The 13,927-nt window shown below is 38.4% G+C and carries 13 protein-coding genes and 5 tRNA genes; all 18 read right to left on the bottom strand.

The genetic code is table 11. From position 1 onward, the window contains the following. Positions 1-88 precede the first annotated feature (88 nt). The 18 genes from SBH76_RS07415 to SBH76_RS07330 all read right to left on the bottom strand — a co-directional run bounded on the left by SBH76_RS07415 (position 89) and on the right by SBH76_RS07330 (position 13,917). A complete protein-coding gene (locus tag SBH76_RS07415) occupies positions 89-1,252 on the bottom strand; it encodes a phosphoglycerate dehydrogenase (RefSeq protein WP_317977346.1) in 1,164 nt (387 codons plus the stop codon). Positions 1,253-1,261: 9 nt separating this feature from the next. Next, positions 1,262-2,344 (bottom strand): 3-phosphoserine/phosphohydroxythreonine transaminase, encoded by a 1,083-nt coding sequence (gene serC, locus SBH76_RS07410; RefSeq protein WP_317977345.1) that lies wholly within the window; start codon positions 2,342-2,344, stop codon positions 1,262-1,264. Positions 2,345-2,401: 57 nt separating this feature from the next. After that, positions 2,402-4,090 (bottom strand): biosynthetic-type acetolactate synthase large subunit, encoded by a 1,689-nt coding sequence (gene ilvB / locus SBH76_RS07405; protein ID WP_317977344.1) that lies wholly within the window; start codon positions 4,088-4,090, stop codon positions 2,402-2,404. A gap of 8 nt (positions 4,091-4,098) precedes the next feature. Beyond that, positions 4,099-5,775, bottom strand: a complete 1,677-nt coding sequence (ilvD, locus tag SBH76_RS07400; RefSeq protein WP_317977343.1) for a dihydroxy-acid dehydratase — start codon at positions 5,773-5,775, stop codon at positions 4,099-4,101. Between the two features lie 35 nt (positions 5,776-5,810). Further along, on the bottom strand, positions 5,811-6,896 hold the full coding sequence (leuB, locus tag SBH76_RS07395; RefSeq protein ID WP_317977342.1) for a 3-isopropylmalate dehydrogenase: 1,086 nt from the start codon (positions 6,894-6,896) through the stop codon (positions 5,811-5,813). Positions 6,897-7,071: 175 nt separating this feature from the next. Then, on the bottom strand, positions 7,072-7,200 hold the full coding sequence (locus tag SBH76_RS07390) for a hypothetical protein (RefSeq protein ID WP_009662261.1): 129 nt from the start codon (positions 7,198-7,200) through the stop codon (positions 7,072-7,074). A gap of 73 nt (positions 7,201-7,273) precedes the next feature. Next, positions 7,274-7,345 (bottom strand) — tRNA-Gln (locus tag SBH76_RS07385). Positions 7,346-7,351: 6 nt separating this feature from the next. Continuing rightward, a tRNA-His gene (locus tag SBH76_RS07380) sits at positions 7,352-7,425 on the bottom strand. A 27-nt stretch (positions 7,426-7,452) separates the two neighbouring features. After that, positions 7,453-7,523: transfer RNA gene (locus SBH76_RS07375), tRNA-Gly, on the bottom strand. A gap of 7 nt (positions 7,524-7,530) precedes the next feature. Continuing rightward, positions 7,531-7,604, bottom strand: a tRNA-Arg gene (locus SBH76_RS07370). Between the two features lie 25 nt (positions 7,605-7,629). Beyond that, positions 7,630-7,704: transfer RNA gene (locus SBH76_RS07365), tRNA-Pro, on the bottom strand. Between the two features lie 219 nt (positions 7,705-7,923). After that, positions 7,924-8,679, bottom strand: coding sequence for a cell wall hydrolase (locus tag SBH76_RS07360; RefSeq protein WP_009662257.1), 756 nt, complete (start codon positions 8,677-8,679; stop codon positions 7,924-7,926). Between the two features lie 170 nt (positions 8,680-8,849). After that, complete coding sequence (locus SBH76_RS07355) at positions 8,850-10,100, bottom strand: M20 metallopeptidase family protein (RefSeq protein WP_317977341.1); 1,251 nt, start codon at positions 10,098-10,100, stop codon at positions 8,850-8,852. A 126-nt stretch (positions 10,101-10,226) separates the two neighbouring features. Continuing rightward, positions 10,227-10,997, bottom strand: coding sequence for a class B sortase (gene srtB, locus SBH76_RS07350; RefSeq protein ID WP_317977340.1), 771 nt, complete (start codon positions 10,995-10,997; stop codon positions 10,227-10,229). 125 nt (positions 10,998-11,122) lie between these two features. After that, positions 11,123-12,256: a DUF6382 and FHA domain-containing protein gene (locus SBH76_RS07345; protein WP_317977339.1), complete on the bottom strand. Its 1,134-nt coding sequence runs from the start codon at positions 12,254-12,256 to the stop codon at positions 11,123-11,125. After that, entirely contained in the window at positions 12,213-12,602 is a 390-nt protein-coding gene (locus SBH76_RS07340; protein ID WP_317977338.1) for a hypothetical protein, read from the bottom strand. The genes SBH76_RS07345 and SBH76_RS07340 overlap by 44 nt, the downstream gene beginning before the upstream one ends. Then, positions 12,599-13,048 (bottom strand): prepilin peptidase, encoded by a 450-nt coding sequence (locus tag SBH76_RS07335; protein ID WP_009662253.1) that lies wholly within the window; start codon positions 13,046-13,048, stop codon positions 12,599-12,601. The genes SBH76_RS07340 and SBH76_RS07335 overlap by 4 nt, the downstream gene beginning before the upstream one ends. Beyond that, the gene (locus SBH76_RS07330) at positions 13,045-13,917 is read right to left on the bottom strand and encodes a hypothetical protein (RefSeq protein ID WP_317977337.1); all 873 of its coding nucleotides are present in this window, start codon (positions 13,915-13,917) and stop codon (positions 13,045-13,047) included. The genes SBH76_RS07335 and SBH76_RS07330 overlap by 4 nt, the downstream gene beginning before the upstream one ends. Positions 13,918-13,927 lie beyond the last annotated feature (10 nt).

Raw genomic sequence — 13,927 nt, 5'->3', positions numbered from 1 at the left:
CATAAATACCGCATTACATATAGCTCTTATTATCTCAATAATAAGCAAAAACGGCAAGGTCGAAATGACTTTACCGTTTTTTACATTATTATTTTATAACTCTTACCTTTAAAATACCTTCAATAGCATTTAACTCATTTATAAGGCTTTCGCTTGCCTTGTTTTCTATGTCTATAAGAGTATATGCCTTTGAGCCCTTTGATTTATTTGTAAGATCAGAAATATTATATCCGTTCTTTGCAAATGCTGAAGTAATCTGACCTATCATATTTGGAATATTCTGATGCAAAAGAGCGACTCTTCCCTCTACCTGACATACTCCCATATCACAGCTTGGGAAATTTACGGAATTTTTTATATTACCGTTCTCAAGATAGTCTACAAGTTCATTTGCAGCCATAACCGCACAATTATCCTCACTCTCCTGTGTGGAAGCACCAAGATGAGGTATAACTATAGCCTTTTCCATCCTTGCAGACTTTGTGTTCGGGAAGTCTGTAACATATCTTGCAACCTTACCGCTCTCAAGCGCTTTTTCCATCTCATCATCATCTACAAGCAGGTCTCTTGCAAAGTTTAAAATCACAACTCCGTCCTTCATCTGAGGAATTGAATTTTTTCCTATCATGCCCCTGTTATCATCTGTGAGCGGAACATGCAATGTAATATAATCACACTCTTTGAATATTTCATTTATATCTGTTATATGCTTTATCTTTCTTGAAAGTCTCCATGCGGCATTTACGGAAATAAACGGGTCGTATCCCAAAACTTCAAGCCCCAGTGAGGCTGCGGCATTTGCAACTTCGGCACCTATCGCACCGAGTCCTATTACTCCGAGTTTCTTTCCCTTTATCTCACCACCTGCAAAGTTTTTCTTTCCCTTTTCAACATCCTTTGCAATAGTATCCGAATCTTTAATGCTTCTTGTCCACTCGATACCTCCGACTACATCTCTTGCAGCCAAAAGCATACCGCAGATTACAAGTTCCTTTACACCGTTTGCATTTGCTCCCGGTGTATTAAATACCACGATTCCGGCATCTGCACATCGCTCAAGCGGTATATTGTTTACACCTGCACCTGCTCTGGCTATAGCAAGAAGATTTTCTGAGAAGTCCATGTCACCCATTGCGGCAGATCTTACCATAATAGCATCCGCTTCTTCAATATTGTCTGTAAGCTTATAATTTTCGTCAAATATATCCGTTCCGACATTTGCGATAGCATTTAAGCAATGTATTTTTCTCATGATAACTCCTTATGCATTCTCTTTCTCAAAATTTCTCATAAACTCAACCAGTTTTTCTACGCCTTCCTTCGGCATGGCATTGTAGATGCTGGCTCTCATTCCGCCGACACTTCTGTGGCCTTTTAAGTTTACAAATCCGTTTGCCTCAGCCTCTTTGATAAACTTCGCATCAAGTTCTTTGTCTCCTGTAATAAAAGGTACATTCATAAGTGAACGGTCCTCTTTTCTTACAGTTCCTTTAAAGAGCTTTGATGAATCAAGAAAATCATAAAGAATCTTTGCCTTCTCTTCATTTCTTTCCTTCATTGCGGCCAGTCCGCCAAGAGATTTAATCCATTTAAATACCTTGCCGCAAATATAAATATTGTATGTCGGAGGTGTATTATAAAGTGACTTGTTGTCCCCATGAATCTTATATCTGAGCATTGAAGGTGTGCCTTCAAGTACATCATCTGTAACAAGGTCATCTCTTATAATTGCAATAACCACTCCTGCAGGTCCGATATTCTTTTGAACTCCTCCCCAAACCAAAGCATACTTGCTGATATCCATAGGCTCTGATAAAAAGCATGATGATACATCTGCAACCAAATCCTTGCCTTTGGTGTTCGGCAATGTTTTAAACTTTGTTCCGTAGATTGTATTGTTCTCGCAAATATATACATAATCCGCATCTTCTCTTATAGGTAAATCTGAGCAATCCGGAATGTATGAGTAAGTCTCATCCTCGCTTGATGCCACCGCTACTACATCGCCGTACATCTTTGCTTCCTGGAAGGCTTTTTTTGCCCACTGTCCTGTGATTATGTAATCCGCTTTTTTATTCTTCATAAGGTTCATAGGAACCATTGCAAACTGTGTATGTCCGCCGCCCTGTAAGAAAAGCACTTTATAATTATCAGGGATATTTAAAAGGTCTCTTATATCCTTCTCGGCTTCCTCTATTATCTCTTCATATACCTTGGAACGATGGCTCATTTCCATAACGGACATTCCGCTACCGTTGTAATCAAGCATTTCTGCAGCTGCATCTCTTAAAACCTCTTCAGGAAGTACTGCGGGACCCGCACTAAAATTATATACTCTACCCATGATAATCTCCTTATAATACAATATTTTCAATCTGCTTTTCGCAAAATACCGTTTTGTTTACTTAACCGGATTTAATTTCAAATCCTTCTCATCAAAAGCATCTGATATAGCCGCTCCCGGCGATACCATCGGAAATACCTTTTCATCAGAATCAATTTCACACTCAATAACAAAAGTTGTATTCGATTTTAATGCCTCTTCAAAAGCGGCATCAAACTCCTCTTTTGTAGTAACTCTTTTGGCCTTGGCTCCCATGGCCTCTGCCAATTTTACAAAGTCTACCTTATCTCTTAACACTGTTTGTGAGTATCTTTTTCCATAGAATAAATTCTGCCACTGTCTAACCATTCCAAGTACATGGTTATTTATAATAACCTGAATAAGAGGAATATCATATCTTGTGGCTGTAGCTATTTCATTCATATTCATTCTGAAGCATCCGTCACCGGCTATATTTATTACAGTCTTATCAGGCTCTGCCATCTTTGCACCGATAGCCGCACCAAGTCCGTATCCCATAGTTCCAAGTCCGCCTGATGTAAGGAATGTTCTCGGATTCTTAAACTTATAAAACTGTGCCGCCCACATCTGATGCTGTCCTACTTCAGTACTGATTATTGTATCATCTGCAGTCTTTTCATCTATGGTCTCTATTATGTACTCACCTGTAAGTCCGGTCTTATTTGTTCTTACAGGGTACATATCATTCAATCTTTCAATATGTGCTACCCATTCATCATGATGCATAGGATCAAGTCTTGAGTTAAGCTTTCTTAAAATCAATCTTGCATCACCGATAAGACTGTAATGTGCCTTGATGTTTTTACTTATTTCAGCCGCATCCACATCTATATGAAGGATTTTTGCATTTTTTGCAAATTTCTTAGCATTACCGATTACTCGATCTGAGAATCTCGCTCCGATTACAATAAGCAGGTCGCACTCGGTTATTCCGAGATTACTTGTCTTTGTTCCGTGCATTCCCACCATTCCGGTATATTTCGGGTCTGAGCCGTCAAATGCTCCCTTACCCATAAGTGTGTCGGCTACCGGTGCATCTATCTTTGAAACAAAGGTTCTAAGTTCTTCGCTTGCTCCTGAAAGGATTGCTCCGCCACCTACCAAAACATATGGCTTCTTTGAAGCTCTTATAAGTGAAACGGCATTTAATATCTCTTCTTCACTTACACTTGTAGTCGGCATTACCTTTTCAGGCTTTTGATATTCGTATTCAAAGCTGTCTCCGGTAACATCCTTTGTAATATCTATAAGTACAGGCCCCGGTCTGCCGCTTACAGCTATTTTAAAGGCTCTTCTTATAGTCTCCGCAAGCTTGTTTCCGTCTCTTACAATAAAGCTGTACTTGGTCACAGGCATTACAATGCCTGATATATCCACCTCCTGGAAAGAGTCTTTTCCAAGAAGATTATTGCCTACATTACAGGTGATGGCAACTACCGGTATTGAATCCATATATGCACTTGCAATACCGGTTACCAGATTTGTAGCTCCCGGTCCGCTTGTTGCCAGACAAACACCTACTTTTCCGCTTGCTCTTGCATATCCGTCAGCGGCATGTGAGGCTCCCTGCTCATGACTGGTAAGTATATGTCTTATTCTGTCCTGATTTTTATATAATTCGTCATATAGATTAAGTATTGCGCCGCCCGGATATCCGAATACGGTATCAACACCCTGCTCTAAAAGACATTCAACTATTATTTGTGATCCGCTTAATTTTGCCATCTATCCTCCTATAACTCGTCCACTGTTAAAACCGCACCCCTTGGAGCACCTGAAACAAGCTTTCTGTATCTTGCCAGGTAACCTGTTACCTCATTAATTCTTGGCTTCCAGTTTTCTCTTCTCTTTGCAAACTCTTCTTCACTTACTCTGGCATTTATTGTATTTGCATTGATATCAATATCAATAATATCACCGTCTTGTAAAAGTCCTATCGGTCCGCCTACAGCCGCCTCAGGTGAAGCATGTCCGATTGATGCGCCTCTGGACGCGCCTGAAAATCTACCGTCAGTTATAAGTGCTACGGTAGTATCAAGTCCCATTCCGGCGATTGCAGATGTAGGATTTAACATTTCTCTCATACCCGGACCTCCCTTTGGTCCCTCGTATCTGATAACCACAACATCTCCCGGTACTATCTTTCCGCCTTTGATTGCCGCAATTGCATCTTCCTCACAATCAAATACTCTTGCAGGTCCTGAGTGCTTAAGCATTTCAGGAAGTACGGCACTTCTTTTTACCACACATGAATCAGGTGCTATATTACCTTTAAGTACTGCAATTCCTCCAACCTTTGAATATGGGTTCTCGGCAGGTCTTATAACATCTGTATCCAGATTTACTGCATTCTTTATATTCTCACCGACTGTCTTACCTGTAACCGTCATACAGTCAAGGTTTAAAAGTCCAAGCTTTGATATCTCCTTCATAACCGCATAGATACCGCCGGCCTCATCTAACTCTTCTATATAAGTATGTCCTGCAGGCGCAAGGTGACAAAGGTTCGGTGTCTTTGCACTTATTTCATTTGCAATGTCCACATTCAGCTCAACTCCCGCCTCATAAGCAATTGCAGGAAGGTGAAGCATGGAGTTTGTGGAACATCCGAGTGCCATATCCATTGTAAGTGCATTTATAAATGCTTCTTTTGTCATAATATCTCTTGGGCGGATATCTCTCTTTAACATTTCCATTACGGCATATCCCGCTCTTTTTGCAAGACGGATTCTCTCCGAATATACCGCAGGTATTGTACCGTTTCCTCTAAGTCCCATTCCAAGAACTTCTGTAAGGCAGTTCATTGAATTGGCAGTGTACATACCTGAACATGAACCGCAGGTTGGACAGGTCTTATTCTCAAATTCCATTACATCATCTTCACTTATCTTACCTGCCGCGTATGCTCCAACCGCTTCAAACATACTTGAAAGTGATGTATTCTTTCCCTTAACTCGTCCTGAAAGCATTGGGCCGCCCGATACAAATACTGTCGGTATATTTAGTCTGGCCGCTGCCATCAGCATTCCCGGTACTGTCTTGTCACAGTTCGGGATCATTACAAGCGCATCAAACTGATGTGCCATTGCTACCGTCTCTGTAGAGTCGGCTATCAAATCTCTTGAACAAAGGGAGTACTTCATTCCTATATGTCCCATTGCTATACCGTCGCATACTGCAATCGCAGGGAATACAACAGGTGTTCCTCCGGCTTCCGCTACGCCGAGCTTTACGGCATCCGATATTTTATCTAGGTTTATATGTCCCGGTACTATCTCATTAAATGAACTTACAATACCTATTATAGGTTTTCTCATTTCCTCAGGTGTCATACCTACAGCATTTAAAAGCGATCTGCTCGGTGCCTGCTGCATACCCGACTTCATATTATTTGAGCGTAAATTTTCCATATTTCCTCTTTCTATCACAATCTGCTTTTGTGAAATCATTTTATATATTCAACTATCTTGTCACCCATCTGAGAGGTGCTAAGCTTATTCATTCCTTCAGTATAAATATCTACAGTTCTGAATCCGTCCTTTAATACCTTCTCCACCGCATTTTCAATATCACCCGCTTCTTTATCAAGACCAAGTGAATACTTTAAAAGCATTGCCGCCGAAAGTATAGTTGCTATAGGATTTGCAATATTCTTTCCTGCAATATCAGGTGCTGAACCGTGACTCGGTTCATAAAGTCCAAGCTTACTCTCATTTAAGCTTGCGCTTGGCAGCATTCCTATTGAGCCTGTGATCATACTGGCTTCATCCGATAAAATATCACCAAACATATTTTCTGTAAGCACCACATCAAACTGTCCCGGATTCATTACAAGCTGCATGGCCGCATTATCTACAAGCATATGTTCTAAAGTAATGTCCTTATAATCCTTTGCCACCTCTTCGACCACATTTCTCCAAAGCCTTGAGCTGTCAAGTACATTTGCCTTGTCTACGCTTATCACTTTCTTTCTTCTTTTTGAAGCGATATCAAAGGCAACCTTAGCCACTCTTCTTATCTCATTTTCATTGTAAACAAGAGTATCCACCGCAGTTCTTACACCATCCGTTTCTTTGGTATATCTCTCTCCGAAATATAATCCTCCTGTAAGCTCTCTGACTATTACCATATCAAAACCTGCTTTGCTTATCTCTGTCTTTAAAGGACAGGCATCGGCAAGTTCCTTATATAAAAGTGCAGGTCTTAAGTTTGCAAAAAGTCCAAGCTCTTTTCTTATCTTTAAAAGTCCGGCCTCAGGTCTTAGATTAGGCGCAACGTCATACCATTTCGAATTTCCTACATTGCCGCCGACCGCTCCCAAAAGTACCGCATCGCTGCTCTTTGCAATCTCTATTGCTTCATCTGTCAAAGGCACTCCATATTTATCTATAGAGCATCCTCCCATATCTATATCCGTATATATAAATTCATGACTATATTTTTGTGAGACAGCCTCCAAAACCTTTTTTGCTTCTCTTACTATCTCAGGTCCGATACCGTCACCGTTTATCAATGTTATATTTGCTTTCATATTCCATCTTTCCTTATTTTAAAAGATTTTCTTATCATAATACTTTAAAATAAAACTTTTTTCAACTTTACTGTTAACTATTCTTTATTTTATGCATATATATTTTCTATACTTGCCATAACATTTAGTTAAGGGAAATCAAAAAGAGCAGAGATTTTTATCTCTGCCCCACTTTTTAAAACTCATCGTCTTCATCTTCTTCCGCTATGACACCGAATACAGCCCCCATCGTACCGGCCGATACCGCAACCGCCACTACTATAACAAGTCCTACAATACCTGCAAAAATCGGCATAATGTCCATAAGCACCTCCCAAAGCATAACCGCTTATTCTAAAAATAACACCCTTTAGGTGTTACGTAACAATTCCATATAACTGGGCCAGCTGGATTTGAACCAGCGAATGCAGGAGTCAAAGTCCTGTGCCTTACCGCTTGGCGATGACCCATTAAAGGGTGGGTAATGGGATTCGAACCCACGGCCTCCAGAGCCACAATCTGGCGCGCTAACCAACTGCGCTATACCCACCATAATATATCATATATTATGATAAAAAGCAGGTGATGGGAATCGAACCCACGTATTCAGCTTGGAAGGCTGATGTTCTACCATTGAACCACACCTGCATATCAGTGAGCCTGAAGGGATTCGAACCCCTGACCCTCGGCTTAGAAGGCCGATGCTCTATCCAGCTGAGCTACAGACTCATATATTATGTTTTTAGAAAACAAATCGGGGTGACAGGATTCGAACCTGCGACCCCCTGGTCCCAAACCAGGTACTCTAGCCAAACTGAGCCACACCCCGATGATTATTTACATGTCTCTCTCAGACACATACAGCATTATATATGAGCGGCATTGCAATGTCAAGCATTTTTTTGATTTTTTCAAATAAAAAATCGTTTCAAAGCTAAAGCTCAAACAGCAGTATATAGGCTTAATTTTACAATCCCCGGGTAACTCTTTTATTACCATCGGGAACTGTAAAACTTAAATCCCATAAATATACCTGCTCAACTATAATTTATTTAAAATATTCGTGACCTCCATAAGAAAACAAATAAGTTAAAGATGAATCAAACCATCCTACCGCATGGCTTGAAGAATAAGCTCTGTCCATAAAGTAAAGTGCACCTCTTGAATAATCCTCTCCCATCAGTGCATTATTTACACCTTTGATAGTGGCTTCGCTCACCTTAACTTTAAAAAATCTCTTATCCCTTATAGGTGAAAACTGTCCCTTGCTGAATATAACTTCTGTTATAGTGTTTTCAAAATGGCTTGAACGAACCCTGTTTAAAACCACATTGGCTACTATCGTTCTACCATAGACATCATTGTCACCTACCTCAGCTTCAACAATCCTTAGCAGATTATTATAATCCTCTACTGTAAGTGAAGATAATCCAAGTGCTACCCTACGTTCCTCAAGAAGTCTTTCCATCTTTTCATTTCCGGTCTCCTTTTGCTCTATTCGGGGCAAATTTGCAATATCTTCATCAACAGTTGTATTATCTAATCCGGCGTTATCCAAAATATCGTCTGCCTCGTCTTCCATATCATCCTCAAAGTTTTCACTTTCTCCGGAATTTATGACATTAGCACTGACAGCATTTTTTCCGCTTCCGGCAAATCCATTGCTTGAAAATGCAACTACACTGATCACTGCACCACCTATTGTGAGCAGAGCCATCTGTCTGTACATTTTCTTTGTGAGCCTCATAGGTATTGACATAATCTTCCCACAAATGGACTTTAAAAGCGATGTTATTCTTGGCATAAAGTCTCTCCTTTTTTAACACAATTGTTAATTTTTTGAATTATATTAATTGAGCGACTAAATGTCAACGATTTATTAAAGAAGTTATCTATTTGTAAGTAATCTTTAATAATAATATAATATCGCTGTTAAAAAAAGTTTAAAAACGCCCTAAATAAGCACATCTTCGTTTAAAATTTATCATTCAACCACCTTAGCGCATACTCCGCATAAAGTGTTGCTCCTATGTCCAAAGCGTTCTCATCTACATCAAAACCTTCATTATGAAGCTGAATCAAACTGTTTGGAATGCTCTCATTTGAAGTTCCGAGATAAGCATATGCCCCCGGAATTTCCATAATAAATTCCGCAAAATTATCACCGCCTAAAGATATCGGTCTTACCTTTGCCGCCTTTTCTCCAAAAATATCCTTTACAATGCCTCTGACTTCTTCTGAAACCCTCTCATCATTTATAAGTGCGGATGTATAATCTGTCCAGATAACCTTTGCGCTTCCACCGTAAATCTTTGCAATATTTTCAGCAGTCTCTTGCACCTTGTCTCTTACTTCCTGTCTGGTTTTTGCAGAGGTGGTTCTTGTTGTACCCTCTATAACTCCGCTGCCTGACACTATATTGTAAGATGTTCCGGAGTTTAATATTCCCACACCTATAACCACAGGGTCTATCGGTGATGTGGTCCTTGTAACCAATGCCTGTAATGCCACAACAGTCTGTGCTGCTATATAAAGTGCATCTATACCCATCTGAGGAGTTGATACATGAGTAGCCTTTCCCTCTATCTCTATCCTGAAATGATCCACAGACGCATTGTTTATGCCTGTAGTCACTCCGACCTCTCCACATCTTAAATCAGGAGCTACATGGAGTCCGAAAATTCTTTCAACTCCTTTTACTTCACCGTTTGCAATCATAGCTTGTGCACCTGCACCTATTTCTTCACCCGGCTGGAAGATAAGTTTTACTGTTCCTGCAAACTTTTCTCTGTTATTGGCAAGTATTATAGCCGCACCCAGTAAAGACGCATTATGAACATCATGTCCGCAGGCATGCATAACACCTTCTGTTTTTGAGCAATAAACTCTGTCATCTCTTTCAAGTATTGGAAGAGCATCTATATCGGCTCTGAGTGCCACAACTCTGTCCTTACCTTCTCTGGTACTGCCCTGATGTCCTATATTGCTCTCAGATTCATCTACTCCCGTATTCTTTGCAGGCTCCGACTTTCCTGTTCCTTTAATAATTCCTATAACTCCTGTTTCGGCACTTCTGTAATGATCTATACCCAGCTTATCAAGCTCTTCTTCTATTCTTTTAGCTGTTCGATACTCCTTCATACTGAGTTCCGGATGTAAATGGAAATCTCTTCTAAGCTCCACCAAAGTTTCATGTATCTCTTTTACTTCATTTAATATATCCATAAAGTCCTCTTTTCATTTTATCCCTTTATCCCTACTCTATTAGTAGGATTTTAATTTATACTACCACCTTTTAAAAAAAGGGTCAAGAACAGTTTATGCTCTTAACCCTTTATATTGATTTTTAAGCTATTCAATTTTTGTAAGCTTACCGCTTAGTACAAATCTTGCATCATCAAACTCATAACTACAGGTTGACAGGGTAAATACCTTGTCACCATATTCCGGATTCACATCCGATTTAAATGCAGATACTTCCTTTAATGACTTTATCCAGTTATCAAATTCCGTACCGTCGCTAAAATCAAGCTGCCATGCGTTCTCTTCCACATTTGCCACATGTCCGGCAAAGAAATCAATTCTATATACCGCATCTTCGGTTATCAAATATCCGTTCTTATGTTCATCAAAGAAATCCTGCTTTTTATAGCCCTTTAGTGCCGCAAACATACTTCCGTTTTTCATATGATGTCCGTATATTATGCTGTGCAGATCACTCAAATCACTTGGGTTTCTGGTATCTAAGAATATAGCACCTGCCGGATTCTCGGTTCTGTCCACCATATGATCCAGATAATATTCATTATCTGTTGTATGTACTATAGGATAATTTATTTCTGTATCAGGTACATAAATCCAACCTATAACATCACTGTTTATAGACTTTAATCCTGCAAAATCAACCTGCGGATAAGGCTTTTCTTCTTCGGTTTTCTCTACAGTCTCTTCCGTATTGTCACTTGACCGGGTCGCTGTCTGCTCTATGGTATACTTATCTATTTCCTTATAGGTATCCACACCTTTTTTATATTCACTTTGTATCTTAATAATATTATATCCTGCATATACCGCTATTGATAAAAATATACAGCATAGCACTATTCGTATCTTGTTCTTCACTTTCTTCTCCTAATCATCACTATACAGCCTTTTACAATATTATTCCCTTTACAAATAAAAAGCCATAACAACTTTCTTAATGATTTTATAAAGTATAACATAGATACGAAAACTATCAAGAATAATTATATCTCCAATATATAACTTATACCGCAGATATTGACGGAATCACCATTATACAGCCTTATATTTTCTTCATTTTCAAGTTTCCTTCCGTTGACATATGTTCCGTTTCTTGAGTTTAGATCTCTTGCATAAATTTCATTATCTTTTTCAAAGAATTTGAGATGCATTCTGCTTACTCCGTCCGTATCAAGAACATAATCACATACTCTTTCCTGTTTTCCTATAATAAACGGTAAATATGAAAGCTCTATATCTTCCTTCCCGTTTACCGTTCTTAAAAATCTTCCCGAACTTTTTATCTTTATATCCGTGAGCAGTACGGTACTTCCTATTTCTTCATCAGGTACTGTAAATAAAGCCTTATCTTCATTTATATATGCTGCATTCACATTTGACTCATAACCCTCAAATACCTTTTCAAGGAATTTTGATTCCTCATCCTGAGACTTCACTTTTTGATTCTTAAAAATGCCTCCGAAGATATTGAATTTAGTTTTATTCCTCTCTTTTTCATCAATATTCTCAGGAATTATTTCTTTAAAGGTAACCTGCTCCTTATCCGCTTTCTTTATATTAGAGTCCAAAATTCCTTCTAAATCATTTATAGTGAAATCTCTTTTTTGACATTCCTTCAGCATCCCGTATACCGTTATCAAACAGTCTTTATCTTCTTTATTGATATTATTTAAAATATTTTCCAATAATACTTGCATCTCATCCTTATTATCTTCGTTTCTTGGAATATATAGAAATGAGAATCTCTTAAGGTCCAAATCTGAAAAAATATATTCGGGATCCAGTACTATTGATGATGCTTCAAGTAAAAATTCTTCCAATGATTTTGTGGCTGTTATTATTTCGATAATAAATGATTTTATTTCTTCTACATTCAATGTTTTTACTTCAAAAATTCTTGATACCGGCTGTAGTGAGCTTATATCATAACAAATCTCTATTTTAGAGTTCAGCCTTTTTATAAAAGGCTTCAAGAAATTTTTAATATTGTTATGCTCTATCATACCCAGTTCAAAGGCATATTTACTTTTTAACTCAAGCAAAAAACTTTCCTCCGGCTCAAATATAAGCTGATTACTCTTTAGATTCCTCTGATAACTGACCTTTAAGTCTTTCATATATCCCCTCCAATGCTGTAGTCGCTCTTATATAGCCCTCGGGATCATAGACAGCCACTCTGATACTCTGATTTCCCTGCTCTCCTTCCACGGAAAATTTATGTTCCTTTATTTTTACAGCTTTATTGCCCTTTAACTCAACTAAAGACTTTAACCTTTCCGTATCATATCCCATATTTTTCTCATCATGTGCCAATCTCTCAAGCAGTAGATGCATCTCAATACTGTCAACTGTTTCCGTATGTTTATCTATGCTGTATCCTATTATAAAAGCGATACCTATAAATATAAAAAATATAATATAAGTTATCTCCACTGTAAAACTTGCTCTCAAAATCTTCTTCATACACATAACCATATAATGCAATTTGCCATAGTTATAAAAGGAAGCATTGCCACTCTGACTCCTTTTATTCTACGCTTTTTTACCATGTAATATAGGCTCATAAAAAGAGCATATATTGAAACTATAAAAACCGATACAAAAAACAAAAGTATATTTCCTTTAAGCCCCAGAATCGCTCCGCAGCCTATAAATACAAGAGCATCTCCCTCTCCCAAAATATTAAACTTTGAAAGCGGCAATAATAAAAAACCGCTAAATATTCCAAATACTGTATTCTTAATATCTATACTGCTCCCCATAATAAACTTATATATCTGAATATCTATAATCATTATATAAAATAAAACCACTCCAAAGGTGTATATCTCTTTTTTTCTGATATCCTGAAATGTAAAAATAAGCAAAAATATTATTAAAATCATCTTTTCCACAAGTTCAATACTCAATGTCTACCTCCACAGTAAGAACATACTCCCAAATGCTCCACATCCGAGAGCTTAACTCTTTGTACATAAGCTATGATTGCACTGCAATCCGGATCACTGTGATATCTCGTGCCTGAAGGCATTATATAAACTGTTGTTCCTGCTCTGTTTCCGCATCTTTCACATGGTTGATACCTTGCTCCGTTATCATTTCTTATACCTGCTATTTCAGACAAAGGTACGGAACGCAAATCATTATAAAGATAGTGGCATCTTGAATCTAAATGATACCTGGTCGAGTTCCTGCCAATATAAACATATTCTTCATCATCCGAATTTCCGGATCCTTTTCCACCATCCGCCCCTATCCACGCTCTTCTTGAAGCTACCACAGTCTGATTGATTGAATTTTTAAATATCCCTATCGGAAGTGAATATTTATAATCTATTCTTATACATATAGTCTCACCGTCAGACATACAGGTTGATAAAAGTCCGTGAATATTACTTATATTCTTATCTTTCACCTCGGTATTTATTTTCGCAACCACAAAGCTTCCTATTGCTCCACCTGAAAATACTCCCTTTACATTTTCCATAGCTTCATGATCATAATTTTCATTTTCTTCTTCTCTTGCATTACCCGTAAATCGGTAATATGTATATGCATACTGACAGGAATCCTTACATACAGCTTCGGCAATTCCTCTGATTTTTCTATTGGTGTTCATCATATCAAAAGGCATTATAAGTACAGCCATAGCTATGATAAACAGGCCAAAACACATGGCCGCCTCTACACTGAGAGAGGCTTTGTGCGCCCTCTTATACCTGCATGCTTGGAGAGCTTTCATTTTTTTGTTTTCAAATTTTTCATTATAAGAGGACATACAAAACCTC

This window comes from Lachnoanaerobaculum sanguinis (assembly GCF_033242365.1).
Classification (GTDB): domain Bacteria; phylum Bacillota; class Clostridia; order Lachnospirales; family Lachnospiraceae; genus Lachnoanaerobaculum; species Lachnoanaerobaculum sanguinis.
The sequence above is the reverse complement of the archived record's forward strand: the minus strand, read 5'-3'. Positions and strand labels throughout refer to the sequence as shown.

What these genes read in the sequence shown, in the direction of transcription:
- SBH76_RS07390 (WP_009662261.1), bottom strand. Translation starts at nt 7,200, where the DNA reads ATGGACATTATGCCGATTTTTGCAGGTATTGTAGGACTTGTTATAGTA.
- SBH76_RS07340 (WP_317977338.1), bottom strand. Translation starts at nt 12,602, where the DNA reads ATGAAGAAGATTTTGAGAGCAAGTTTTACAGTGGAGATAACTTATATT.
- SBH76_RS07355 (WP_317977341.1), bottom strand. Translation starts at nt 10,100, where the DNA reads ATGGATATATTAAATGAAGTAAAAGAGATACATGAAACTTTGGTGGAG.
- serC (WP_317977345.1), bottom strand. Translation starts at nt 2,344, where the DNA reads ATGGGTAGAGTATATAATTTTAGTGCGGGTCCCGCAGTACTTCCTGAA.
- SBH76_RS07360 (WP_009662257.1), bottom strand. Translation starts at nt 8,679, where the DNA reads ATGCCAAGAATAACATCGCTTTTAAAGTCCATTTGTGGGAAGATTATG.
- SBH76_RS07415 (WP_317977346.1), bottom strand. Translation starts at nt 1,252, where the DNA reads ATGAGAAAAATACATTGCTTAAATGCTATCGCAAATGTCGGAACGGAT.
- SBH76_RS07330 (WP_317977337.1), bottom strand. Translation starts at nt 13,917, where the DNA reads ATGTCCTCTTATAATGAAAAATTTGAAAACAAAAAAATGAAAGCTCTC.
- SBH76_RS07345 (WP_317977339.1), bottom strand. Translation starts at nt 12,256, where the DNA reads ATGAAAGACTTAAAGGTCAGTTATCAGAGGAATCTAAAGAGTAATCAG.
- leuB (WP_317977342.1), bottom strand. Translation starts at nt 6,896, where the DNA reads ATGAAAGCAAATATAACATTGATAAACGGTGACGGTATCGGACCTGAG.
- ilvB (WP_317977344.1), bottom strand. Translation starts at nt 4,090, where the DNA reads ATGGCAAAATTAAGCGGATCACAAATAATAGTTGAATGTCTTTTAGAG.
- ilvD (WP_317977343.1), bottom strand. Translation starts at nt 5,775, where the DNA reads ATGGAAAATTTACGCTCAAATAATATGAAGTCGGGTATGCAGCAGGCA.